Origin of the sequence: Dyadobacter sp. BHUBP1 (assembly GCF_050587785.1) — a bacterium.
In the GTDB taxonomy this organism is placed as follows: domain Bacteria; phylum Bacteroidota; class Bacteroidia; order Cytophagales; family Spirosomataceae; genus Dyadobacter.
This window is the reverse complement of the sequence record NZ_JBOBIH010000006.1, coordinates 201,215-225,056: the sequence shown is the minus strand read 5'-3', so window position 1 is coordinate 225,056 and position 23,842 is coordinate 201,215. Positions and strand designations below refer to the sequence as shown.

Sequence of the window (23,842 nt, the reverse complement as noted above, 5' to 3'; positions counted from 1 at the left end):
GAATATTGAAATGAATTTATACCCGTTTTCCGCGATTGTCGGGCAAGAGAAACTGAAAAAAGCATTGCTGCTGTGTGCGATCAATCCCGGCATCGGCGGAGTGCTGATCAAGGGAGAAAAGGGCACAGCGAAAAGCACCGCCGTACGGGGATTGGCGGAAGTAATGCCGGTGCTGACACATTCGGGCGAACCGGTACCATTCGTCGATTTGCCGCTGGGCGCTTCCGAGGATCGGGTACTTGGCAGTCTGGACGTCGAGGCGATCCTTTCCAATAAAACTAAAAAATTGCTCCCAGGCCTGCTCGCGAGCGCGCACGAAGGAATTTTATATATAGACGAGGTAAATCTCCTGGCCGATCACCTGGTGGATGTGCTGCTGGATGTGGCGGTCTCGGGGGTTAATATAGTTCAGAGGGAAGGATTGTCGGTGAGCCATCCTGCACGGTTTGTCCTGATCGGGACAATGAACCCGGAAGAAGGAAACCTGCGCCCGCAATTTTTGGACCGCTTCGGACTCATGGTGGAAGTAGGGTCCCAAACCGATGTGTTGAGCAGGGCCGAGGTAGTGCGGAGAAGGATTGCATTTGAAAGCGATCCAGTGACGTTTGCGAATCACTGGGCGAATGCACAGGAAGTTGTGAGGGAAGAAATAAGCAGGGCCAGGGCTTTGCTGCCGCTTGTGCAAATGCCCGACGGGTTGCTTAAAATGATCAGCCAGCTATGCATTGAATGGGACGTGAGCAGCCTGCGTGCCGACATTGTGCTATACAAAACAGCGATTACCATTGCCGCATTGAATGGGCGGGCAGTGGTAACTCCGCAGGACATACGCGAAGGAGCCGAGCTGGTTTTGAGCCACAGAAAGGGGAAAAAGGCACTGCCGCCACAAACCAGTCAGTCCCCGGACGATAGTCAGAAAAATTCAGAGCAAGACGATGCTGCACAGCCTGGCATTCAACCTTCAAATCACACAAAAACTGAGGTAAGTGATGAGGAAAAAAGGGAATGTAGTGAAGAAAATTATGACAGCGGCGGCAATGAGACTGTCGCTGGGATTGATTTTAGAATGAATATTCCAGAATTGCCGAATGTTGAACCTGTTACCATGCCAGATTCAACGAATGGTCGTGCAATTAAGGCCAGGCAAAGTGAGAAAGGTTTCCAGGTGCGGGCTGTTAAAAGCGATACCACTACGGATATTGCCTTGACTGAAACAATACTGCACGCCTTGGCACGCGATCCCGACCAACTGCATATCGGCAGGCAGGACCTGCATCAGAAAGTCAGAAATGGGAAGGCCGGTCACCTCATTGTTTTTGTGGTAGATGCCTCCGGCTCAATGGTTGCGGGCAAGCGAATGGAGGCTGTGAAAGGAAGCGTAATGAATTTGCTGCAAGATGCGTATCAGAAACGTAATATGGTGGCTGTGATTAGTTTCCGCGGTGTGGAAGCGACGGTGCTGCTCGAACCCACCCGAAGTATAGAGCTTGCGGCACAGGCATTGGAAAAACTGCCGGCAGGAGGCCGCACACCGTTGCCGCATGCATTGCAACTGGCAGGGAAAATGCTCAGTTCTGCCGTAAAAAGCGAACGAATTCAACCGTTTCTGGTGATATTAAGTGATGGGAAGGCTAATGTACCTCTGCCCGGCGCGGGCGGGGATGCATGGGCGCAATCATTACACCTCGCTGGAAGTCTGAAACATCCCGCATTAGTGCTGGATACGGAAGGCGGCTATGTCCGTTACGGAAAAGCAAAGGAACTCGCGGCAGCGCTGGGCGGGGAATATTTATTGCTTCAGGAACTTTCAGTCAATGAAATCACGGGTTCTATCGCAGGCCGTATTGATATCTAAATGCAAATGAATACCAAGAAATTACGTCCTATTATGTTCGTAGGAACTGGCTCGGATGTAGGTAAAAGTGTGATCACAGCTGGTTTTTGCAGGATATTCAAGCAGGATGGCTACCAACCGGCGCCGTTTAAAGCGCAGAATATGTCGCTCAATAGCTTTGTAACGGCCGACGGCCTCGAACTTGGGCGGGCGCAAGCCGTGCAAGCGGAAGCAGCGCAAGTCCCATGCGAGTCCGATATGAATCCCGTGTTGCTCAAACCGACGAACGACAAGACTTCGCAAGTCATTTTGAACGGCAAACCCGTCGGGAACCAGTCGGCCTATCAGTACTTTATGGCGAATGACCGTAAAGAGTTATTTTCGGCGGTTAAGGACGCGTTCGATCGGCTTGCTGCCAGGTATTCGCCGATTGTTATGGAAGGAGCGGGGAGTATTTCGGAGCTTAATCTCAAACATCGGGATATTACGAATCTAAGAATGGCTGCACACGCCGGGGCGGCTGTGTATCTGATCGCTGACATCGATAAAGGCGGAATTTTCGGGAGTGTTTATGGCACCATTGCATTGCTCACGCCTGAGGAGCGCGCGTGTATGAAGGGCATCATTATCAACAAGTTCAGGGGAGACGGCCGGTTGTTTGAAGAAGGTAAAAGAATGCTTGAAGAGTTGACGGGGCTGCCAGTGATGGGTATTTTACCTTATTTCAGAGATATCTACATCGAACAGGAAGACTCTGTTTCGTTGGAGCTCAAATACCGGTCGGCGGTAGAAGGTAAAGTGAATGTGGCGGTGATCCTGTTGAAAAGGCTTTCGAACTTCACTGATTTCGACCGCCTTGAAAAAGATCCGCGGGTGAATTTGTATTATACCAATGAACCCTTAGAAATTGCCAAAGCCTCGGTGATCATCATCCCGGGAAGTAAAAATACGATCGAAGACATGCTGGCCGTGAAAAATAGCGGTGTCGCGAAAGCCATTTATGATGCGCACAAGCTTGGCAAGACCGTTATCGGCATTTGCGGGGGCTACCAGATGCTTGGTGAGCGCATTCTCGATCCTCATCATGTCGAAAGTGATATTGAAGAGTTGCCCGGGCTGGGGTTATTGCCTGTAAAAACCACACTGCAATTTGAGAAAACGACATTGCAGTGTGCATTCCGGTTCCGCCAAAGCGAGGAGCCATGTTCGGGCTATGAGATCCACATGGGCGAAACCATCGCATTGCAGCCCGGGGAGGCCGTTGCCACATTCTCTAACGGCCGCCACGACGGGTACTTCCGCGATGCACGTACCTGGGGTACCTATCTTCACGGTATTCTGGACAATCAGGTGGTAATCGACCACGTATTGGCCCCTTATACCAAAGAGGAAGGTATGCGGTACGACTATCAGCAATTTAAGGAACAGCAATATGATAAACTGGCGGATTTGCTGCGTCAGAACATTAATATGGAGTTGATTTACAACAGTATAGCTGAGTAGAATATGTTACACGGGCACGGCGACGATGGCTATCGTTACGGCAGCAAGATCATCGCGGATTTCAGTACGAATGTCTGGTATGAAGGCGAACCGGCCGGTTTGAAAGCGTATGTTTTCGAAAAATGGAGTGAAATAAACCGTTATCCTGAGGTACTGGCAGAGAGTTTGCGGGAAAAGATCGCACGACATCACCAAATGTCGGTAGCGCAGTTGCTGGTATGCAGCGGCACGACCGAAAGCATCTACCTGATCGCGCAATTGTTCTCCGGGAAACGGACGACGATTGTTACGCCTTCATTTGCAGAATATGAAGACGCATGCCTATCGTTCGGGCATGAAATAGCCAGTTTGAGCTGGCAGGAGGCTTTGGAATTGCCAAGATTGAAAACCGATCTGGTATTTATTTGTAATCCGAATAATCCTACCGGGCTTATTTTTAGTGACTTACAATATTGGCTCAAACTGAACCCGCAATGCCTTTTTGCAGTTGACGAGGCATTTATTGATTTCACTGAGGGAGCGGATTCGGCTGTTTCGCTGATGGCTCGGTTTCCAAACTTGTTGATTATGCGTTCACTTACCAAGATTTATGCGATTCCGGGGTTACGTCTCGGTTATTTACTGGCGAGGGAAGAAATTGTTGATTCGTTAATGAATATCAAACAACCCTGGACGGTCAATACGCTGGCGATGGCGGCGGGGCATTACATTTACGATCATTTCGATCGGATTCAGCCCCCGGTTTCCCGACTCCTGACTGATAAAAGAACGTTCGTTCAAGAATTGCAGAAATTGGAATGCGTTGAAGTGCTGGAAAGCGATACGCATTTCTTTTTGGTCAGAACTTTGGTGCGGAACGCCGCTCAGTTGAAAGATTTTCTGATCGAAAAACATGGCTTGCTGATTCGTGACGCAGGTAACTTCCGCGGCCTCACCCGGCAGCATTTTCGGCTCGCTACCCAGCGGCCGGATGATAACGAGAAGATGATCAATGCATTGAAAGAATGGCAGGCGCTGTATTACTGATCTGCCCCTTGATCGCAGGTTACCTGCTCGATCTCCGGTTGGGCGACCCCGACAACTGGCCACACCCCGTACGAGTATTTGGTAACGCAATTGCGCTGGGTGAAAAATGGTTGAATCGTGGCCGCTTCCGATTTCTGAAAGGGGCTATATTGAGCATAACCCTTGTAGTGCTGGTGTTCTACTTTTTTTACAGGCTTAATGCATTGCTTCTGCACGCACCCGCAATGTATCTGGTAATCAATAGTATTTGTGTTTACTATGGTTTGGCCAACCATTCGCTTATCGCGGAGGGACGGGCGGTATTTTCAGCGCTGGAAAATGAAGGCTTGGAAGCAGGTAGGAAGCAACTTTCAAGAATTGTAGGCAGGGATACCTCAAACCTGAATGCGCAGCAAATACGCGTTGCAGTGCTGGAAACAATGTCCGAAAATCTCAGTGATGGCGTGGTAGCACCGCTTTTTTACTATGCTCTGGCAGGCGTTCCGGGTATGATGGCTTACAAGATGATCAATACGATGGATTCCATGCTGGGTTACCGCAGCGAGCGCTATGAATGGTTCGGGAAATCTGGGGCAAGGCTGGATGATGTGGCAAATTTTATGCCTGCCAGGCTGACGGCCTTGCTGATGGTTTTAGTGACAGGAAGCAGGCGTGGATTGCGATTTGTCTTCAAATTCGGGCACAGACATAAAAGCCCGAACGCCGGGTATCCCGAAGCAGCATTAGCTGGGATTTTGGATTGCCGCTTCGGCGGGGCGAATGTCTATCACGGGCAGGTAGTCGACAAGCCGTTTATCGGGGAGAATGACCGGGTAATTGAACCGCAGGAAATCGCAAGAGCGGCAAGTGTCAATCAGCGGACCTGTTTGGCGATGGTGCTGATAGTTATCCTGGTCAGTTGGGCAGTCGAGATGTCTTGCCCAGTTTGATTTCGGTTACAAATTCGGGCGATACACCCGCCAGACGTGCGATTACCTCTACTGTGAACGACGTTTCTCTTAATAGATTGGTTATTAGTTCTGTTGCTTTGTTGTTCTCCCCCTCTTTTTTTGCTCTATCCAACAGAAATTCTTCGATACCCATTGTCGTCGATCGATTAGTTAAGTGACTGATGATATGGTCAAATTTAGCGATTGCTTCAACCTTTTCAAAGCGGATATAGTAGCGAAGAAAATTCATTAACTTAGAGATTTTTCTCTTTGAAAATCCTTTGCCGAGAAGATTCCTGGCAAGTGTTAATTTAATAGCAAGTATTTCGTCCTCGGTAATATGTTTGCATTTCAATGCAATCAGAGCCGTCAACACCACTACAGCAAACGGATTGTCACTTTCCCGCAACATCTGCTCGTCTTGTTCCAGGATTTTGAATGCGTTAAACCTGTACAAAATACTCGTTCCCATAAATTCCCTGTAATATTCACAAGGCCTAAACGCCGCATTGTTCTCCGTGAAAATGGCGAATGCCGTGACAGGTTTGTCATACTTATCGAGTATCCGGGAGTAATAAGTAAACATTCGGCGATTGAAATGGGGATCATGGTAGCCCTGCACCTCGATGTGCACGAGTATCCATTCGTTGTCGCCGTTTTGGCAATACACTTTTACAAGTTTGTCTACAAAGCGGGTCTGGTACGAATTATCCTCCGGCGGGAATAATTGTTCCAGCTCTTTATCGAGGTATTCGAAATCTTTGGAGAAATCGAAATAGGAAGCTGCGTTCGGGTAGAAGAAGAGCAGGAAATCTTCGAAAATATCTTCCAGGATCGATTTCCAGAGAGTGTCGTCGCGTTGCATGAAGCGTGTGTGTAAATGAAACTCTGCAATGATAACCAATAAAATATTGCTAGTTTTGCGGTCATCCAGGTACACGCGTCATGCGTGATTAAAAGGGAATCCGGTGGGAATCCGGAACAGTCTCCGCTGCTGTAAGTTCACTAACGGTCCTGGCAATTGTGCCACTGGGATTACAATGAGTGAATGTGCGAATGAGTGAATAAGTGAATGTTTGTAATTAAAAAGCATTCAGTCATTCATTCATTGACTCATTCACTCACTAACCCGGGAAGGCGCCAACGACCTGAACGAGTCAGAAGACCTGCCTGCAAACATTGTTAATATGGCTTTCGGAAGAAAGGCCGGTGACTACATGATTATCAGAAAAATACTTGCAGCCCTGCTGCTGTGCCGCTTGTTGGCTAGTTGCAGCACTTCGTCATCGCTTTACGAAAAAGGCGATTCCCATTATTCAGGCCCCGACCTGTTTCCTGAAAAAGCCAAAGTGGCCCACGCCAAAGGCTTTAAAATTACTTATCATAAATATTACAAGGTAGTCAAGATCATGAGCCCGTTCGAAAAATCGACGGACACGCTCACGTATGTGCTGGTACAACGTGGAAAGCCGCGACCGATCGGGTACAAAGACAGCCAGCTCATCGAAATTCCCGTGCGAAGCATGGTGGCAATGTCGTCACTGCACATCGGGTTGATTGGCTTTTTGGATTGTGAGGATATTCTTACAGGTATGGGTAACCTCAAATATGTCTCTTCCGCCAAAGTACTTGATCGCATTAAATTGGGCAAGGTTGTCGAAGTAGGAAAGGATCAGGGGCTCAATGAGGAACTGCTGGTAAGCATGCATCCGGACCTCATTATGGCGACAGGGAACCCCGTTTCGAAGGTTAGCCGTTACGAATCACTGCATCAGGCGGGGATACCGGTAATGGTCAATTCGGAATGGGTGGAAACGACGCCGCTGGGTAGGGCGGAGTGGGTGAAACTCCTGGCAGCGTTGATCAATAAGGAAGGGGAAGTGAATAGGAAGTTCGCTAACGTCGAGCAAGAGTACGAACGACTGGCCCGTCTGACCCAAAATCTAAAAATGCGCCCGAGCCTGATTACCGGAATGAATTCCAAAGACGCGTGGAATGTTCCAAATGGTGATAGTTACGTAAACCGCTTCTTCCAGGACGCGGGCGCCTCGTATCATTGGTCCGGAACAAAGGCAACCGGAAGCTTGCCACTCAGTTTTGAAACCGTTTATCCCATTGCATTGCAGGCCGACTTCTGGCTGAATGTAAGTATCGGAAATGTACAGACGAAGAAGGACGTCCTCGCGCGAGATATCCGTTATGCGGATTTCAAGGCATTTAAAACCAATCACATTTACAGCTATAACAAACGCATGAATGCGCAGGGGGCCAACGATTACTGGGAGTCCGGCGCGGTAAACCCGCATTTGGTACTGGCCGATCTGATCCGTATTATCCACCCGGAGCTATTACCGAATCACGAGTTGATCTATTATAAATCAATTAATTAAATGAAAATATATACCAAAAAGGGCGATAAAGGCACCACCGGGCTATTTGGCGGGAGCAGGGTGAGCAAGGACGATGTGCGCATCGAATGCATCGGGACGCTCGATGAAGCGAATTCGACGATCGGGCTTTTACGGGTAAAGCTCGGTGCCGGGCATGAATGGCAGTCCAATTTGCATAAAATCCAAAAGGACCTGATGGATATGATGTCGCACCTGGCACGGCCATCGGATGCCAAAAAGGAGAATAAAAACCCGATGCCGGTGGATGGCGCCGCTTTTTGTGAGGAGTGGATCGACGCGCTGGAAGCTGCTATGACTTCGCCTTCGGACTATTTTCTGCTGCCGGGCGGGAATGAGGTATCGGCACTTTGCCACATCGCACGTACGCAAATGCGCCGGGGAGAGCGCCGGTTGGTGTCGCTGATCAAAACCGATGAGGTGCATGAAGCGATCCCGGCCTATATCAACCGCCTTTCGGACCTGTTTTTCACGCTCGCTCGTGCCGAGATGGACAAAGCAGGGGTGGCGGAAGAAAAATGGCAACTGTTTCTATACAAGCGTTTCAAAAACGCTGAACCGTCATGATCATCTATGTGACCGGCGGCGTCCGGAGTGGCAAAAGCAGGTTTGCGATGGATCTCGCTTTGCAAAAAAGTGCTAATCCGGTATATGTGGCTACATCCAGGATTTGGGACGAGGATTTTGGCCGACGGGTGAAACGGCATCAGGACGAGCGGGGGCCGGAATGGACAGCGCTGGAAAGCGAGCGGGATATTCACCTGTTGCCGCTGGCCGGAAGAGTAGCTGTGGTCGACTGTGTTACATTGTGGCTGACCAATCTGTTTGTCGCGTTTGAATACGATATTGAAAAAGCGCTGGCGGCATTCAAAGCAGAAGTCGATGCGCTATTGACTGTTGATGCCACTTTGATCATCATTTCCAACGAAATAGGCATGGGTGTCCATGCAGAAACCGAAGCAGGCCGGAAATTTACCGATTTGCAAGGCTGGGCCAATCAGTATGTGGCTGCTGCTGCACAAGAGGCGATTATGCTGGTGTCGGGACTTCCATTAATCTTAAAAACAATCCAATAACTATGCATACCGCTACGATTACCAGTCAGGAAATTCAAGCGAAAATTGATTTGAAAACCAAGCCGCAGGGCGCTTTGGGGATTCTTGAAAAACTGGCATTTCAGATTGCTTCGGTACAAGATACGTTGTCGCCGGAGCTGGTCAACCCGCATATCATTGTTTTTGCAGCCAGTCATGGGATAGCCTCGGAGGGTGTGAGTGCCTATCCGTCGGAGGTTACCCCGCAGATGGTGCTCAACTTCATCGGCGGTGGCGCGGCAATCAATGTTTTTACACGGCAGCATGGCATTAACCTGTTGTTGGTAGATGCAGGCGTGGATTATGATTTTGGTCAAAATGAAAGGCTGGTCGACGCAAAGGTCAACTTTGGTACTAAAAGCTTTGCGCAACAACCCGCGATGACTAACGCCGAATGCCGTCAATGTCTGGAAAAAGGAGCCGTGCTAGTCCGGAAAGTGCAGCAGACGGGCTGTAATGTGATTGGTTTTGGTGAAATGGGCATTGGAAACACCTCTTCGGCGTCGGCGATCATGAGCCGCTTGTTGAATATCCCCGTATCCGAATGCGTAGGGAGGGGGACGGGACTAGACGAGGAGCAGTTGGGCAGAAAGATAGCAGTACTCACCAAAGCGTTGGAACATCATCAGCATGTACGTAACGATGCTGAATCGGTATTGGCTACGTTCGGCGGGTTTGAGATCGCCATGATGTGCGGTGCGATGCTGGAAGCTGCGCGGTTGGGCATGCTTGTGCTGGTGGATGGCTTTATTGCATCTGTCAGTTATTTGTCTGCTTTTAAAATAGACCCGTCGGTTCAGCGATATGCGGTTTTTTGCCATCAATCCGATGAAAGAGGACACCGTCTGCTGCTTCAATCAATGGGTGCAGATGCATTGTTAAAACTGGATATGCGTCTCGGGGAAGGGACTGGCTGTGCGCTCGCTTATCCACTGCTGCAAAGTGCGGTTGCGTTTCTGAATGAAATGGCGAGTTTTGAAAGTGCAGGCGTAAGCCAGAAAACGGAGAGGTCTGCTTAAAATCGATAACCGATGTCCTACGTTCGTCATCAGCTGGATCTGTTTTTCACAGCACTGCAATTCTACACCCGGTTGCCTGCGCCGAAGTGGCTGGTTTACCGGCCTGAAAACCTGAGTCTGGCGACAGCTTATCTGCCGCTCGTTGGCTGGATTGTAGGCCTGACTGCCGGAATAGTCTGGGCCGTGGCGGATTACCTCACGAACCCATCGATAGCCGTTCTGTGCTCCATGGCCATTTCCATTCTCTTGACCGGCGCATTTCACGAAGATGGTTTTGCGGACGTGTGTGACGGTTTCGGAGGCGGATGGACGCGTGAAAAGATCCTGGAAATCATGAAAGACAGCCGCGTAGGTACCTATGCTTCCGTGGGCTTGATATTAATTCTTGCATTGAAGTTCGCACTGCTGCAATCGATTGTTGGCCAGGAAAGTGCCGTCATTGGCGTGCTGATTAGCGGGCACGCGTTGAGCAGGCTTATGCCGGTTTTTGTCATTTATATGCTCCCTTACTCGCGTGATACCGATAGCAAAGCAAAGCCTGTTGCTGAGAAACCGCCTTTTTCGGTGCTTATTTCGGCCGTTGCGTTTGGAATTTTGCCTTTGTTTGGGATGGTTGTGTATCTGCGCCAACCGCAACTTTTGGTAGCCATTCTGGTATTAGGGGTGATCACGATCCTGCTGGCGCGATATTTCAAAACATGGATCGGCGGCTATACCGGCGACTGCCTGGGCGCCATTCAACAGGTTTGTGAAGTTGCATTCTACTTTTACATCGTCGTGTTATGGAAGTTTATCTGATTCGCCACACGAAGCCAGTCTTCGAGCCTGGGCTGATTTACGGGCGGAAAGAACTTTTACTGCATGCCGATTTTGAATCCGAATTGGCTGCCGTACGCTCGCAGCTCGATACGGATTTTGAAGTAACCTATTCCAGTCCGGCATTCCGATGTACCGAGCTTGCCGGGGCGATTTCACCCGTATATGTGGTTGATAACCGCTTGCAGGAACTGGATTTCGGGGAATGGGAAGGCAAAACCTGGGACGCTGTCGATCAGCAGGCATTGCAAGCCTGGATGGACGACTATGTGAACGTATGCACACCCGGGGGCGAGAGTATGATGCAGATGTACGCCCGCGTGAGCGAGTTTTGGGCGGAATTAGGGCCATTTCAATACAAGAAAGTTGCCATTGTGACGCACGCAGGTGTGATCCGGCTGATTCTTTCGATCGTCAACGAGATAGCGCTGACCGATATTTTCGATATTAAAGTAGCCTACGGAGAAGTGATCCGGGTTCGTATTAGTCAATAGCAATTAGTAATTTGGTGTAATACAAATCAACCTCAAAACCACAGGGCCGTGAACCAGGAATACATCGACAGTGTCAGAAAGCAGTTTGAGTACTACAAAATGCTGGGTGAAAAGACCATTGCGCAGCTCAGCGACGAACAGCTTTTCTGGAAATACAATGAGGAAAGTAATAGCGTCGCCAGTATCGTGAAGCATTTGTGGGGCAATATGCTGTCTCGATGGACTGATTTCCTGACAACAGACGGCGAAAAGGAATCGCGTAACCGAGACGCTGAATTCGACAACGACATCCATGGCCGCGACGATCTGTTGGCGAAGTGGAACGAGGGCTGGAATTGTCTTTTCGATGCACTGGATTCATTGAATGCGTCGAATTGGGACACCGTTGTTTATATCCGGAATCAGGGGCATTCGGTTATGGAAGCCATTAACCGGCAATTGGCGCATTATCCCTATCATGTCGGACAGATCGTATTCATCGGGAAAATGGCGCTGGATGAAAAATGGTCGTCGCTTTCGATCCCTCGCGGCAAATCGCAGAATTATAACAATGAGAAATTCGCCCAACCCAAAGCCAGGACGCATTTCACGGACGAATATCTTAAAAAGTAGGAGCGATTCGGCTCATGTCATGAACCAGTAGAACGCCAGGGCGGTCAGCAGCACCAATACGGCCGTAACAATTTGAATAAAACTACTTTTGCGGTAGAAGGGAGTAGATTGTTGGCTTAGGGCTTCTTCCGCGACCATACTTTGTCGCAAGCGTCCCAGAAGTCGGCTGGATACCGCAGGTTCGATCTCCTCGCTTTTTGTAAAGATTTTACCAGCTTCCGAAGTCATTACTTCATCAAAAACCCACTTGCCTGCCGGCGTTTGCAGGTGCCGGAGCAGTTCGTCCTGCTCGCGACCGTCGCATTGGTTCGAGATGTATTTGTAAACGAGGTTCCTGATATGAATTTCTTTATCCATTGATCTGGCCCGGTTCGGAATGGTCAAAGTTGCAGCACGGCCTGCTCTTTGCCTGCGCGCGTAAGCGTGTGGAAAATGTGGCTTTTGCAGATTTTAAGCAGGTAGCATTTCAGCGAGGATTCGTTGTTCAATCCATCGCGGTTTTCCCATAGTTTCAGGAATACATCGTGTACGGCTTCTTCGGCATGCTCTGTGGATTTCAAAAACCGTAATGCAAAGCGGAACAAGTAGGCGTGGTAGGTTTCGTAAACCCTTGTGAAAGAGGGTATGTCGCCATTGCGAATGCTTGCAGCAAGGATATGATCCTGCATGATCGGTTCTTTCATATTTCAGGTTTTGCGGGCTACGTTTGAATTTCAGATATAAGCAAGTTACTAATAATTTCTACTTTTTGTAACCTACAACGCGGTAGAAACGAATCTAATTGTACCTGATTAGGCATATAACGTTCTGGTAGTGGCGCAAATGCCCCCTAATACTGCCGTTATTACACAGCGCCCGACCTTTTGGTACCTATTAGTTTTGTATCAACCAATCAATCAAACAAAACCTGTATAAACCAAAAGAAATCATGGAAGCTACATTTGTTACCCCAGCGGCAAAAGATCGTACCGATAAGGCCGCACTTGCCGGCAAGATTATCAGCGCGCTGTGTGTTTTGTTCCTCTTGTTCGACGCACTAGGTAAGGTATTTAAGGAATCGCACCATATGGAAGGCTCCGTTGCACTGGGTTGGCCGGCCGACCAGGTGCAGAGCATCGGGATCGCATTGCTGATCTCCACCATCCTTTACATTATTCCTCGTACATGCATTCTGGGAGCCATTTTGATCACTGGTTACCTTGGCGGAGCGATCGCGGTGATGGTGCGCGTTGGACAGCCGCTGTATTTTGCGGCTGTGTTTGGAGTGCTTGTGTGGGCGGGTTTGTACTTGCGCGACGAGCGGGTACGTGCATTGATTCCCTTCAAAAAATAGCGGTCAGATTGCATTCATCAACAAATCTATCAGGCCGGGAGCGTTGTGTTCCCGGCCGTTTTGTTGTTACATGCTAAGACCGAGTGTATTTGGGGGTATGTATACACTACACTATGCCGCCCATCAATGGGTCGGTTTTCGTAGCTGCGCCGGTTTCAACGTGTCCTGCGAAACGTTCTTCATAACCGTCATAACCTGGCACTTTCACGCTGAAATCGTACCAATGGAATGATTTGCCTAAGTTCAGGACAAGCGATGCCTTTCCGCCGACGGCGAATGTCTTGTTTTTGACCCCGGTTTTATAACTATTATCTGCAATCCTTACGGCGTGTGGTTTCGAATCCAGGTTCTCAATGGTTACCAGCACATTGCCGGTCGGTTTATCCGATTTTACTTCGTACTCACAGCTCACTTTCAGCTTCGGATTGGCCGCATTGCCGATGAACTCGCGGTAAAAGCCATTCGGGCCGTATACACGCAGGTGGTAAGCATTGCTTTCGAAATCAGCCAGTTGCCAATCGTCAGTGAGCCTGTCGCCGGCAGCAACGCTGTAATCCCAGGAGCGGAGCGCTTCGTTGCGGTAGGGTTTCATCGCATACACCCGGTAAGGAATGCCGCTGGCGTTTGCGCCGAAAAGCTGGTTACCTGCCTTAAACGACAGTTGCAGCACATCACCACCTTTGCTGAGCTGTGCATTCACAAATGGTTCGTAGGGTAACGCGCAAGCCGGGCGAACGCCTTTTTCCTGAACCGGAAATAGTGCGGAGTTTTGAGGGTTGTTGTTCAACACAGCCAGGTCAGATGCGCCGAGTTTTTTGAAATTTTCGGGAGCCTCTTTGAACTGCGCCTGGTGAATGCTTTCAATGAACTGCTTTTGTTCCAGAAAAGCCGGTTTTTCAATCTTCTCACCGTTATAGGGCCTGAATACCGACGTGAGGTCGCCACAGATGGTCCGGCGCCATTGGGTAATATTCTCCTCGTTCACCTTTTTATTAAACTTCTTTTCCAGAAAGTTTTCGAGGAATTGGAGTGAAGAAGTGTGATCGAATACCTCTGAATTCACATAGCCGCCTCTCGACCAAGGGGAAGCGATGATCATCGGCACGCGGTAGCCCAGGCCAATGGAACCCTCGCGAATGTTGGCGGGGTCGGCCGAAGGGTTGGTTTGTTGATCGGCTAATGCAAAATCCAGCTTAGGATCAATGCCGGCAGACACCTTGCCAGTACCTTCTTTGTAAGGATTAGGAACTGTAAATGGCGGCAAATGATCGAAATAACCGTCGTTTTCGTCGTAAGTCACGATGAAAATGGTCTTTTTCCAAACCTCGGGATTTTGCAGCAAAATCTCCATTGCCTCACTTACATACCACGGGCCAAACCATGGCTCGCCCGGGTGATCCGAGAAATGCGCAGGCGGCATCAGCCAGGAGACGGTCGGCAAGGTGCCATTCTTCACATCCTCCCGAAACTGGTGGAACACATCGCCTTTCGGTACGCTCAATGTCCTTTCAGTCCCATTGTCGGAATACTGCATCGATGTCAGTTCGTGGAAATGCGGGTCTTTTATATTAGTGCAGAATGCCCTGTCGTTCAGTTTCTTATCCCTGTCCGAAAGGCTGGCGTACGTATCCTTATTGAATTTGGTTTGTGCCGTTTCGATGTTTTTTAATAATCTCCTGGCCGCAGCAAGCCTCGTAACCACACGGGAATCGGTAGCCGCCTCTTTTTCGAGATCGGCAATAGTTTGGACAATCGCCTGCCGCTTGCTTTCCAGATTGGCGATCCCGCCTTCGTGGAACCGCACATTGTAAGCTTTGAAATACTCCAATACATTGGTACCAAAGTTGCTGAGCCAGGCACTTTCCTCGCCTTTGAGGCCATAACCCATCGTGAGCTCATTCTGATAGACTTTCCAGTTGATACCATGTTCTTCAAGGCGTTCGGGGTAGGTTTTCCATTCGAGCTCTGGGTATTCGTAGTTGCTGATGTTCCACAAATGCGCAAGGCCGGCCGGCTCGTTTTTCTCGCGCACGGTTCCCGTCATCCAGTAGTAACGGTTCGGGTGGGTGCCGGTAATACTCGAGCAGAAATTGTGGTCGCAAACGGTGAATGCATCGGCAAGTGAGTAATAGAACGGAAAATCGGAACGGTCGCAATAGCCCATAGTGAGCGGGATATGCGCATATTGTTTGTTACGAGGGGCTTTGACGTCGAGCCAGCGGTCGTATTTGCCATTGTTCATGGCGTCGGTCTGGTCGGTCCAGCCGTGCGGAATAGAGCCCATCCAGGCGACTTTGGTATCCTTCACATTGAGGCGGAAAGGCCCGTAAGTTTCGCCGGCTTTGTTGGTTTGAAACCATACTTTGTTTTTATTGGCGAGGTCGATCGCCCGTGGGTCGTTGAAGCCTCGTACGCCTTGCAACATACCGAGCTGGTGATCGAACGAGCGGTTTTCCTGCATCAGGAATACGATGTGCTCGGCATCATAAAATGTGCTGCCCGGTGCGGGGTCGATCGCCAGGGCTTTTTGTATCACAGGCGGGAGTGTATTCGCCATCGCGCCCGTACCTGCGAGCAGGGCCGCTTTTTTCAAAAAATCTCTTCTCGAATCCATTTAATCTGTGAGTTTAGGACGTCAAAATTACCGGCGGTACCGTTACCGGTTGTTACGCAGGGGTTATGATTTGATGATTTTTATATCGTTATATTTGAGAAAAGCACTTTCAAGCACTTATCTATGGCAGCCATCGAACTAATTAAAGAAAAACAGCTGAACCCTACCGCCGGGCGGTTCATTCAACACATCGAAAAATACCGCTCGCCGGTTGAGGCCATGAAGCTGATGCGCTACTTCAAAACCGGAGAGGGGCAGTATGGGGAGGGCGATGTGTTCATGGGTGTGCGTATGGGGCAGATTTTTGAAATGGCGAAGGCTTATATCCATATGCCTTTGGAAGAAATCGAAGTGCTGCTTCAAAGTCCCATTCACGAAATCCGCACCGGCGCATTGAGCATTATCGATAAGCAGGCCAGGAGCAGAAAGACCACGATGCATCAACGGAAGCTACTATATGAGTTGTACCTGCGTAACACGCACAGGATTAATAACTGGGATCTGGTGGATATCTGCGCGCCACATGTGGTAGGAGGGTATTTGTATGTTTCCGGTGAGCCGAGGGATGTGCTTTACAAACTGGCTGTTTCCGAAAACATCTGGGAGCGCCGGACGGCCATTGTCGCCACGGGGCATTTCATCCGAAAAGGGGATGTTGAAGACACTTTCCGGATCGCGGAGCTGCTTTTGAACGACCGGGAAGACCTTATTCACAAAGCCACCGGCTGGATGCTACGCAGCGCCGGACAAGTGAACAGGCCGCAATTGCAGAAATTTCTCGATAAATATGCCGCTACCATGCCCCGAACCCTGCTGCGTTACTCGATCGAGCATTTCGACAAGCCTTTGCGCAGTTACTATATGGGTTTGAAAAGGGCAGGGTAGCAGCCTTTGAATGGTTGCCTTCCGGCGGGTTATTTCGCTGGTGTGATCACGATGTTGCGGTATTCCACCGGGCCGTGGTCGCCCTGGATGTAGAGCGGGCCTGGTTCGCCTTCGTTGCTATCCAATGCACCGCCGGTGATGCCGGGGATTTCCTGGTTGCTGATCACCGTTTTGCCATTTGCCACGAGTGTGAGCATGCGGCCTACCAATGTAATATCGAATGTATTCCATTCCCCCGCTTCTTTGGCTACCATTTCGCTAGGCGTAATGAAACCATAGATAGCGCCCATCTGGTCGAGGGCCGGCTCCATGCCTTTGCCATCGGTGATTTGCACTTCGTAACGACCGCGCAGGTACACGCCGCTGTTGCTGCCTTTTGGAATGCGGAACTCGATGTGCAGTTTGAAATCGCCGAATTTCTGGTCGGTTACCAGGTTGGCGCCGGATTTCGGGCTGCGAAGAATGCCGTTTTCAGCAACCCACTGGTTTTCGCCGGTCGCGTGCCATCCTTTGATTTCGTTGCCGGCCGTCAGTTTGATGGGGGCTCCCCAGGCGGGTGTGGCTTTTCCACGCAGTGACGGTGCGCGCACGCCTTTGTAGCTATAAGTCTTTCCATCGGGGGTGGTCAATGATCCTGTGATGGCATCACCCGAAACGGTTCCTTCCACTTTCAGGTCATTTTCCCCGCGTTCCCATTGCGGCGGGATTGCGAAATCGAATTTGCCTTCCTTGAAATGGATCACGGAAATAGGCCGCGCGCTGCCTGAGAAGCCTGTAAACTGGCCTACGAGTGTTTTGGTACCCGAGTGGCGCACTTCCAGCCACGACGGTAATACTTTGCCGTTTGCATCTACGGAAATGTCCCAGCGCCCTTCGATCGGCGAGGCGAGGGGGGCGTTGTCAGCTTTGGTCGAAAAGGTTGCCATCAGCAGGGCACCTGCCGAAAGCATCAAGTTCCGGGAAGTCCGGTACAGGTTGGTTTGGAATACTTTCTTCATAAATTTTTTAGGTATTAAAGGGTGGGAAAGTTAGAGATAAAAATCAATTTTCAGGAATACTTAGTTGGTAACTCGTGCTGCGACCGCCGCCGGAGGGGGCAAGACATTGAATTTCTGCGAGGTGCTGCAAGTCGCGCGTTGCTGTGGCCTTGGAGGTTTTGGTAATCGACATGTATTTTTTTGCGGTCATGCCGCCCTCGAAGCCATCCGGGCCGGTTTCAAGCATTTTTTGGATGACTTTCGCCTCCCGGTTATTGAGTAAATTCTTGAATTGATCAAAAAACCGGGTTTTCTTCAATGTAAAGTCCAGTGCGTTCCGTGTTTCGATTTGCGCGTCTACGATGGTTTGCACAAAATAGTGGATCCACGCGGTGATATCGATGTGCTTTTGTGCCGTTTCGAGCGACTGGTAGTATTTTTTTCGCCCCGCTTCGATGGTCCGAGACAGACTTAGCATAACCGGCCTGCCGAGTGTTTGCGACAAGGCTTTTTCGGCAATCACACGTCCGATCCGCCCGTTACCATCCTCGAAAGGGTGAATGGTTTCAAAATATAAGTGCGCAATAGCCGAGCGTACGGGGGCCTTGTTGATTTCTTTTGAGCCACCCGGCGCAGTATTATTAAACCATTCGATAAATCGTGCCATTTCAGCAGGCACACGTTCGGAGGGCGGTGCTTCGAAATGCACTTTTTCCTTTCCGATGGAACCGGAAACGACCTGCATAGGGGCTGTACCTTTCCGCCAGGCACCGGTGGCGATGGTTTTGCTATCTTTTAGGAGTGTTTTGTGCCAGGAAAAAAGCATTGCTTCCGAGAGTGGCTCTGCGTAGGAGTTACGTGCATTTACCATCAGTTCAGCCGCTCCCTGGGCTTTTCGGTCTTTGACCGGCTCCGGTTTTTGCGCTATGCCGAGATTGTTTCTGATGGAGGAAACTACATCTTGCCGACTCAGAAATTCGCCTTCGATTTCAGAAGTTTTGATAGTTTCTGCAACAAGCGTGTTGATCAGTGTTTCAATTTGAAACGCATTGGGCGTACCCTTTAAAATGCCGCTTATATGTCCTGTTTCTTCTGCAAAAACGAGCAGAATATCCTCCATACCGGTAAGATCATACCGGAATTCAGGCCATTCAGGATGTTGCCAAATGTAGGTCATGAGCCGATTAGGAAGCTTATTCGGCTCAAATATAGTTAAAATTTGAGCCGAATAATTCAATTATTCGGCTCAAAGCCAGTGTATGCTCACAATCAACAAGCAAGACCGATGACCTGAGAACGCGGACCATTCCTGACTACTCCTGACAATACCTGACCACTCTTGACAACAATTGACCACTGTTGACAACACCTGACCACTCCTGACAATAAATGACTACATCCCGCCATTGGTACCGTTTAAATCACCCGATTGGATCAGTTATTGCAGCGATTTCTAACGAAATTTGAATTAAATAAGACGAAGCTATGAAACGGATTGCGCAAATAACAGACATTCATTTAATGGAAGAATGGTCGGCCAGGCATGGGGCCGATACGGATTCGAATCTGAAACTGATTTTGCAGGATGTCGGTGCGCGTGGGATCAGAGATGTGATTTTTACGGGTGATATCGGGCATTCGGATGCTTATCTGCGCTTTTTCGCATTGCTCAAAGACTTCCACTTTACGGTCATACCCGGCAACCACGACGCATTTGCGAACATTAAACCGCATTATTTTCCGCAGTACCTGAAAACGAAAACCGAAATGTTTCATGCCAAGGAGGATGCGTATTTTAAATACATTTTCCTCGATTCTTCGTCCGATTCCATCAGTGAAATTCAGTTGCAGTGGTTGGAAAATGAACTCGTTACGACAAAACATGTGCTGCTTTTTATTCATCATCCCGTATTGCAGGTCCTTACTGCGGTGGATTTTAAGTACCCATTGTTAAACCGCAATGCGGTGAAGGAGGTGCTCGTGCGTAGCGGGCGCGAGGTGACGGTTTTTTGCGGGCATTATCATACCGATGATTTTACCAAAGAAGAGAACATTACCCAATATGTAACCCCCGCAGCGTCCGTGCAGATGGAGAAGAACCCGCTGGAAATTGTAATCCACAGCCGGTATTATGGCTATCGCCTTATAGAGCTGGAAGGCCGGAAGGTCAGTACGCACGTGGTGCTGAATCATGGGAAGGGGTTTGATGTGGTTGATTAAAGCGAAGGACCACGATCCTGAGACCGCGGCCCTTGCATTCGCCTGCGTTTGCATTGCTTCCTTATGCTTTCGCGTGCGAAGATTGGCGTTGGTAACGTTTCAGCATGCGGAGGAAACGTACCATCAAAAAACTGTTGTCAAGCGCATTGGCCGTGTTTTGTAAACCCAAATTCCAATCGCTTGTAGGGCGGAGGTAGTGATGTAGCATATCAATGTAAAGCATTTCCACTTCCTCGATGTCAATATCGTTACTCTGCAAATCGTGGATAATATCCTGTGCGCTTTGCGCTGACTCTGTTTGTTGATACTGCATAATGATTGTTAAGGATCGTTATGCGCAGCAAAGAACGGTGCCGCACCTGCCGTTGCTCACCTCATCATTAAGGAATGGACTAGAACCATTACGACTACGGCACCGTTCTCTGGTGCGATAAAAAATCTGGACAGCCATTTGAAATGCCTGGGACAGTATGTCATAAAATTCTAAGTCCGATAATGATGATTTGAGCGTCACAAACTTATAGGCATTAACTGCCGCTTGCAACTGTTCTACACGCCCAAAACACCATAACATATCAAGTGGCTGGTACTAATGAGCGTTCGTTAGATAATTTGCTTCAAGGGCTGAAAAAGAATGCGTAACTTGCTAGTAGAAACAAGAGAATCTTATGAAACTGCAAGGCATTAAAAGTGAATACACGCAAAAGGGTAAGTTGAAAAAAGTGACGATCAATGCGGCTTCCAAATCGGAGTTCGTGGAAGATTTACTTGATTTGATTGCGGTGGAAGCAACCAAAAATGACTCAACAAAACTATTTGAAGAAGTAGTGGCGAGGCTCGATAAAAAACATGGAATAAAGCGTTGAAATACAAAATTGTAATTACACACACTGCCGAAAAATGTTTGAATAAGCTAGCTAAGAGGAACTATGATCTGGTAATCGGAGCCATTTACTCGCTGGCTAATAATCCCTATCAATCAGGTACCAAAAAAGTTACAAGGTGCCGAAAATGTTTATAGAGTCAAGGCTGGAAACTACCGCATTTTGTATAGAGTAAGCAACGGTGAATTGACCGTCACCGTCATCAAAATTGGTGATAGAAAGGATGTATATAATTAATTACTGAACTCACCTATACGATTTCCTGCCGCGATCGATTAGTTAAATCGATAGTCTTCACAGGTTTTTAACACCGCTTACTAACTCCAACCCTCAATAATGCATTGGTTTTTAGGTAATTCGCAGTCGGATGTCGCTTTTTTACAATACAGGTTTCTCGAATACCCCTAGTTTTGTAGTGTCAATGTAAAAGCCCTTTTCGCAAACGATGAGCTCAGGTTATCAGGAATTTAAACCATCTGCCGAATTACAGCCCTATGTCGAGTGCTACTGGTTACACCGGTTCGAAACGGTGGGCGAGCGCGAGTCGCCGGTGCAGCGCTGCATACCGTTCGGGACGTTGGAGTTGATCCTTCACCTGGATGATAACCGATGCAATGCGCTTTTCGACGGGCAATGGGAGAAGTTGCCGCCCGCGTTTCTGGTAGGGTTGTACCGCGATGCCGTGCAGTGGAAAACGGTCGGGTCGTGCAGGAAGTTCGGGATACGGCTGCGGCCTGAAAGCGCGCTGGAATTGTTCCGGATACCGATCGCGCCGCTATTCAACCAGTTTACCGATGTTGAGAGCTGTTTCGGAAGTGAGATAAACCGGCTTGTAGATGACGTATATGGTATACAGAACGTAGAAGAGGTTGTGCGCATTACGGAGATGTTCCTGTTCGGACTTTTGAAAAATACCCGCTCGAAAGAGCACCCTATTTCACAAGCAACGCGGCTGATCCGTCAAACGCAAGGCCGGTTGTCTATCGACGCGCTGAGCGGGAATTTATACATCAGCAAACGGCAATTGGAAAGGATTTTTAAAGACCACTACGGTACGACGCCCAAGATGTATCAGCGTATTATCCGGTTCAGGAGCGCGTATGAGTCGTTTTCCAGTATGTCGTCGACGCCCAACTGGGCCGAGGTTTCGTACAAATTCGGTTATTCCGACCAGGCGCATTTTATCCGTGATTTCAAAGAATTTACCCAGGAAGTACCAACTAATATATTTCAAGACCAACACCAGTATTTCAGGTTGCCCGACAAACAGGTGCGGTTCGCCTGATCCCAGTTTTTAACTTTAAAATCTATTTACCATGAAACTTGTTTATTTGGCTGCTTCGGCGGCCGTATGGTCCGTTTGTGCGTTTACAAACCAGCCCGAAGGGCCCAAAGGCGTAATGCATGCTCCTGTGGAAACGGTGTCGAAGCCTTCCGAAACCGTTGCCGATTCGAAAGACGACGCTGTGAAAAGAGGGCAGTACCTCGTCACCATTATGGGGTGCGCGGATTGTCATGCTCCCAAGAAAATGACGGCGCAAGGCCCGGCACCAGATATGGATCGCTTTTTGTCGGGGCACAACAGCGCCCAGCCGCTGGGTACTTTTGATAAAAGCATCCTCAAAACCGGTGAATGGGTGGTGTTTAACGGCCAAAGCACTGCCTTCGCAGGCCCGTGGGGAATGTCGTTCGCCGCGAACCTGACGCCCGATGAAACCGGAATCGGTAACTGGTCGTTCGAGCAGTTCAATACCGCCATGCGTAAAGGGAAGTTCAAAGGCCTTGAAAACAGCCGCCCACTCATGCCGCCTATGCCGTGGTTCAACTATGTGAATATGGCTGACGGCGATATGCGAGCGATTTTCGCATACCTGAAATCCATCAAACCGGTTTCCAACGTAGTACCATCGTACATTCCGCCGGCGCCCTGAGTGCGTTACGGCTGTTTGACGGTCATCACTTTTAGTACCGAATCCTCTTTTAAATAGAGATATTGTTCGCGGGTCTGGTCGGCCATGTAGGCAGCCAGGTCCGCCTCTGATTCGAAACTCACCAAATGTACTTCATAAGGCGCTTCCAGCTCGCCTTCGATCAACTGCTCCGGGCTTGTACGCAGCCTCAGGAGCAGTTTTCCGTTGTATTGCGGTATCAGCGGCAGCACCAGCGACTCGAATTGCTGGAAAATGTCCTCCTTACCTTCTTTGACATAGACAAATTGTGTGATCGTTACCATGGTCGTCCGGTTGTTTTATCCCCAATCTCGAAAAGAATTTACATTCGCTGCAACTTTCATATTTGAAACATCCTCTTTGAAACAAATTGATGGCCATCAATCAACGGAATGGGAAAGCTCTTCCCATTGAGTACTTTTTGTGTTTTTGTTCAAAAAATATTCCACCCCTTGATAGCCATGAAAACGAAAAGAATCCACCTTGCCCTTTTGCTGGCATCCACCTTATGGCTGGCCAGCTTTGTACCGGCCGCCGGCCAGTTCGCCGCCAGGCAGCCCTACGTAGAATCCGATAAAGGGTACTGGCAAGTCCACACGGATCCCAATTCCCGCAACACCATAGTGCAGTTTTTCGACGGCAGTAACCAATTGTTGTACCAGGAGTCGATGGCGCGCAAGTATGTTAAACTGTCGCGGCGGAATGTCAGGCTTTTTGATGATTTGCTGGCTAAATTGATGGCGCGCGAATTGTTATCCGAAAAAGTGAAAGCCTACAATATCGTCGCCGATAGCCGGACGGATTACCGCGGTGCCTCGGAACCGGAATGGGCTGCGCCGAGTGTGAACATGAAAACGGCCATGTCGAATGTATATGTGGTGCAAAACGGAAAAATGAAAGTCATTCTCAAAAATCCGGCACAGGAATCATACGATATCCGCATTGTCGACAACGAACTACGCACGATTTACCGTGAACAGGTTAAAGATCCCAGTTACGGACGTTGGTTTGATGTGTCGAAACTCGCTGCGGGGACATACAGCGTGTATATCGCCAGCCCGAGGAAGAAATTGAATTACAAGCTGGTTGTCGACGATTTCCTGGGTTACCGGCTTGAAGATTTAAAATGATGTTGTAGTCAGATTTGTGAATCGTAAAACGGCCTCCGATTTCCGGAGGCTGTTTTTTTGAGGGGAAAGAACAGGGATTTTATGGATGCATTTTGCTTTTGATGAAAGCAATAAG

General features: G+C 49.1%; 27 protein-coding genes and 1 riboswitch. Of the genes, 19 read left to right on the top strand and 8 right to left on the bottom strand.

Features of this window, described 5'->3' with window-relative positions; genetic code table 11:
• The first annotated feature begins 10 nt into the window (after window positions 1–10).
• The 4 genes from ACQ4MZ_RS23100 to cbiB are packed head-to-tail and all read left to right on the top strand — an operon-like array spanning window position 11 to window position 5,292.
• Window positions 11–1,855: a magnesium chelatase subunit D family protein gene (locus ACQ4MZ_RS23100; protein ID WP_430848959.1), complete on the top strand. Its 1,845-nt coding sequence runs from the start codon at window positions 11–13 to the stop codon at window positions 1,853–1,855.
• Between the two features lie 6 nt (window positions 1,856–1,861).
• The gene (locus ACQ4MZ_RS23095) at window positions 1,862–3,337 is read left to right on the top strand and encodes a cobyric acid synthase (protein WP_430848957.1); all 1,476 of its coding nucleotides are present in this window, start codon (window positions 1,862–1,864) and stop codon (window positions 3,335–3,337) included.
• Window positions 3,338–3,340: 3 nt separating this feature from the next.
• Window positions 3,341–4,363: a pyridoxal phosphate-dependent aminotransferase gene (locus ACQ4MZ_RS23090; RefSeq protein ID WP_430848955.1), complete on the top strand. Its 1,023-nt coding sequence runs from the start codon at window positions 3,341–3,343 to the stop codon at window positions 4,361–4,363.
• The gene (gene cbiB / locus ACQ4MZ_RS23085; RefSeq protein WP_430848953.1) at window positions 4,342–5,292 is read left to right on the top strand and encodes an adenosylcobinamide-phosphate synthase CbiB; all 951 of its coding nucleotides are present in this window, start codon (window positions 4,342–4,344) and stop codon (window positions 5,290–5,292) included. Before ACQ4MZ_RS23090 ends, cbiB begins: the two co-directional genes overlap by 22 nt.
• Here cbiB and ACQ4MZ_RS23080 read toward each other — a convergent pair.
• A complete protein-coding gene (locus tag ACQ4MZ_RS23080; protein WP_430848951.1) occupies window positions 5,258–6,157 on the bottom strand; it encodes a hypothetical protein in 900 nt (299 codons plus the stop codon). The genes cbiB and ACQ4MZ_RS23080 overlap by 35 nt on opposite strands.
• Before the next feature lie 50 nt (window positions 6,158–6,207).
• A riboswitch (cobalamin riboswitch) is annotated at window positions 6,208–6,480 on the top strand.
• Between ACQ4MZ_RS23080 and ACQ4MZ_RS23075 the strand changes: the two genes are divergently transcribed.
• From ACQ4MZ_RS23075 to ACQ4MZ_RS23045, 7 genes are all read left to right on the top strand, one after another.
• Window positions 6,480–7,682 carry an ABC transporter substrate-binding protein gene (locus ACQ4MZ_RS23075; RefSeq protein ID WP_430848949.1) on the top strand — a complete coding sequence of 401 codons (1,203 nt, stop codon included), beginning with the start codon at window positions 6,480–6,482 and terminating at the stop codon, window positions 7,680–7,682. It overlaps the preceding riboswitch by 1 nt.
• Entirely contained in the window at window positions 7,683–8,267 is a 585-nt protein-coding gene (locus ACQ4MZ_RS23070; protein ID WP_430848947.1) for a cob(I)yrinic acid a,c-diamide adenosyltransferase, read from the top strand.
• Entirely contained in the window at window positions 8,264–8,776 is a 513-nt protein-coding gene (locus ACQ4MZ_RS23065; RefSeq protein WP_430848945.1) for a bifunctional adenosylcobinamide kinase/adenosylcobinamide-phosphate guanylyltransferase, read from the top strand. Before ACQ4MZ_RS23070 ends, ACQ4MZ_RS23065 begins: the two co-directional genes overlap by 4 nt.
• Before the next feature lie 2 nt (window positions 8,777–8,778).
• Complete coding sequence (gene cobT, locus ACQ4MZ_RS23060) at window positions 8,779–9,813, top strand: nicotinate-nucleotide--dimethylbenzimidazole phosphoribosyltransferase (RefSeq protein ID WP_430848943.1); 1,035 nt, start codon at window positions 8,779–8,781, stop codon at window positions 9,811–9,813.
• A 12-nt stretch (window positions 9,814–9,825) separates the two neighbouring features.
• Window positions 9,826–10,611, top strand: coding sequence for an adenosylcobinamide-GDP ribazoletransferase (locus ACQ4MZ_RS23055; RefSeq protein ID WP_430848941.1), 786 nt, complete (start codon window positions 9,826–9,828; stop codon window positions 10,609–10,611).
• Window positions 10,596–11,123, top strand: a complete 528-nt coding sequence (cobC, locus tag ACQ4MZ_RS23050; RefSeq protein ID WP_430848939.1) for an alpha-ribazole phosphatase — start codon at window positions 10,596–10,598, stop codon at window positions 11,121–11,123. The genes ACQ4MZ_RS23055 and cobC overlap by 16 nt, the downstream gene beginning before the upstream one ends.
• Before the next feature lie 48 nt (window positions 11,124–11,171).
• Window positions 11,172–11,735, top strand: a complete 564-nt coding sequence (locus tag ACQ4MZ_RS23045) for a DUF1572 domain-containing protein (RefSeq protein WP_430848937.1) — start codon at window positions 11,172–11,174, stop codon at window positions 11,733–11,735.
• Window positions 11,736–11,747: 12 nt separating this feature from the next.
• Here the strand turns inward: ACQ4MZ_RS23045 and ACQ4MZ_RS23040 are convergent, their stop codons facing one another.
• Both ACQ4MZ_RS23040 and ACQ4MZ_RS23035 read right to left on the bottom strand, forming a co-directional pair.
• Entirely contained in the window at window positions 11,748–12,092 is a 345-nt protein-coding gene (locus ACQ4MZ_RS23040) for a hypothetical protein (protein ID WP_430848935.1), read from the bottom strand.
• 23 nt (window positions 12,093–12,115) lie between these two features.
• Window positions 12,116–12,418, bottom strand: coding sequence for an RNA polymerase sigma factor (locus ACQ4MZ_RS23035; protein ID WP_106596662.1), 303 nt, complete (start codon window positions 12,416–12,418; stop codon window positions 12,116–12,118).
• 245 nt (window positions 12,419–12,663) lie between these two features.
• Between ACQ4MZ_RS23035 and ACQ4MZ_RS23030 the strand changes: the two genes are divergently transcribed.
• On the top strand, window positions 12,664–13,068 hold the full coding sequence (locus tag ACQ4MZ_RS23030; RefSeq protein WP_430848932.1) for a DoxX family protein: 405 nt from the start codon (window positions 12,664–12,666) through the stop codon (window positions 13,066–13,068).
• Window positions 13,069–13,174: 106 nt separating this feature from the next.
• Here the strand turns inward: ACQ4MZ_RS23030 and ACQ4MZ_RS23025 are convergent, their stop codons facing one another.
• Window positions 13,175–15,682: a phosphocholine-specific phospholipase C gene (locus ACQ4MZ_RS23025; RefSeq protein WP_430848930.1), complete on the bottom strand. Its 2,508-nt coding sequence runs from the start codon at window positions 15,680–15,682 to the stop codon at window positions 13,175–13,177.
• A 123-nt stretch (window positions 15,683–15,805) separates the two neighbouring features.
• On the opposite strand from ACQ4MZ_RS23025, the gene ACQ4MZ_RS23020 reads away from it, so the two are divergent.
• Entirely contained in the window at window positions 15,806–16,567 is a 762-nt protein-coding gene (locus tag ACQ4MZ_RS23020; RefSeq protein ID WP_430848928.1) for a DNA alkylation repair protein, read from the top strand.
• A 29-nt stretch (window positions 16,568–16,596) separates the two neighbouring features.
• Here ACQ4MZ_RS23020 and ACQ4MZ_RS23015 read toward each other — a convergent pair whose 3' ends face one another.
• Complete coding sequence (locus ACQ4MZ_RS23015) at window positions 16,597–17,565, bottom strand: 3-keto-disaccharide hydrolase (RefSeq protein ID WP_430848926.1); 969 nt, start codon at window positions 17,563–17,565, stop codon at window positions 16,597–16,599.
• Window positions 17,566–17,608: 43 nt separating this feature from the next.
• On the bottom strand, window positions 17,609–18,721 hold the full coding sequence (locus ACQ4MZ_RS23010) for a Fic family protein (RefSeq protein WP_430848924.1): 1,113 nt from the start codon (window positions 18,719–18,721) through the stop codon (window positions 17,609–17,611).
• Between the two features lie 308 nt (window positions 18,722–19,029).
• Between ACQ4MZ_RS23010 and ACQ4MZ_RS23005 the strand changes: the two genes are divergently transcribed.
• A complete protein-coding gene (locus ACQ4MZ_RS23005) occupies window positions 19,030–19,764 on the top strand; it encodes a metallophosphoesterase family protein (RefSeq protein WP_430848922.1) in 735 nt (244 codons plus the stop codon).
• Window positions 19,765–19,825: 61 nt separating this feature from the next.
• Here the strand turns inward: ACQ4MZ_RS23005 and ACQ4MZ_RS23000 are convergent, their stop codons facing one another.
• A complete protein-coding gene (locus ACQ4MZ_RS23000) occupies window positions 19,826–20,077 on the bottom strand; it encodes a hypothetical protein (RefSeq protein WP_430848920.1) in 252 nt (83 codons plus the stop codon).
• 355 nt (window positions 20,078–20,432) lie between these two features.
• On the opposite strand from ACQ4MZ_RS23000, the gene ACQ4MZ_RS22995 reads away from it, so the two are divergent.
• The 4 genes from ACQ4MZ_RS22995 (at window position 20,433) to ACQ4MZ_RS22980 (ending at window position 22,579) form a co-directional block, all read left to right on the top strand.
• Window positions 20,433–20,630: a hypothetical protein gene (locus ACQ4MZ_RS22995; RefSeq protein ID WP_430848918.1), complete on the top strand. Its 198-nt coding sequence runs from the start codon at window positions 20,433–20,435 to the stop codon at window positions 20,628–20,630.
• Between the two features lie 99 nt (window positions 20,631–20,729).
• The gene (locus ACQ4MZ_RS22990) at window positions 20,730–20,885 is read left to right on the top strand and encodes a type II toxin-antitoxin system RelE family toxin (protein WP_430849204.1); all 156 of its coding nucleotides are present in this window, start codon (window positions 20,730–20,732) and stop codon (window positions 20,883–20,885) included.
• A 208-nt stretch (window positions 20,886–21,093) separates the two neighbouring features.
• Window positions 21,094–21,933, top strand: coding sequence for a DUF6597 domain-containing transcriptional factor (locus tag ACQ4MZ_RS22985; RefSeq protein WP_430848916.1), 840 nt, complete (start codon window positions 21,094–21,096; stop codon window positions 21,931–21,933).
• 31 nt (window positions 21,934–21,964) lie between these two features.
• On the top strand, window positions 21,965–22,579 hold the full coding sequence (locus ACQ4MZ_RS22980; RefSeq protein WP_430848914.1) for a c-type cytochrome: 615 nt from the start codon (window positions 21,965–21,967) through the stop codon (window positions 22,577–22,579).
• Window positions 22,580–22,584: 5 nt separating this feature from the next.
• On the opposite strand, the gene ACQ4MZ_RS22975 is transcribed toward ACQ4MZ_RS22980, so the two are convergent.
• Window positions 22,585–22,881, bottom strand: a complete 297-nt coding sequence (locus tag ACQ4MZ_RS22975) for a DUF1330 domain-containing protein (protein WP_430848912.1) — start codon at window positions 22,879–22,881, stop codon at window positions 22,585–22,587.
• A 177-nt stretch (window positions 22,882–23,058) separates the two neighbouring features.
• Here ACQ4MZ_RS22975 and ACQ4MZ_RS22970 point away from each other — a divergent pair, with 177 nt between their 5' ends.
• Window positions 23,059–23,727 carry a hypothetical protein gene (locus tag ACQ4MZ_RS22970; RefSeq protein ID WP_430848910.1) on the top strand — a complete coding sequence of 223 codons (669 nt, stop codon included), beginning with the start codon at window positions 23,059–23,061 and terminating at the stop codon, window positions 23,725–23,727.
• The last annotated feature ends 115 nt before the right edge of the window (window positions 23,728–23,842 follow it).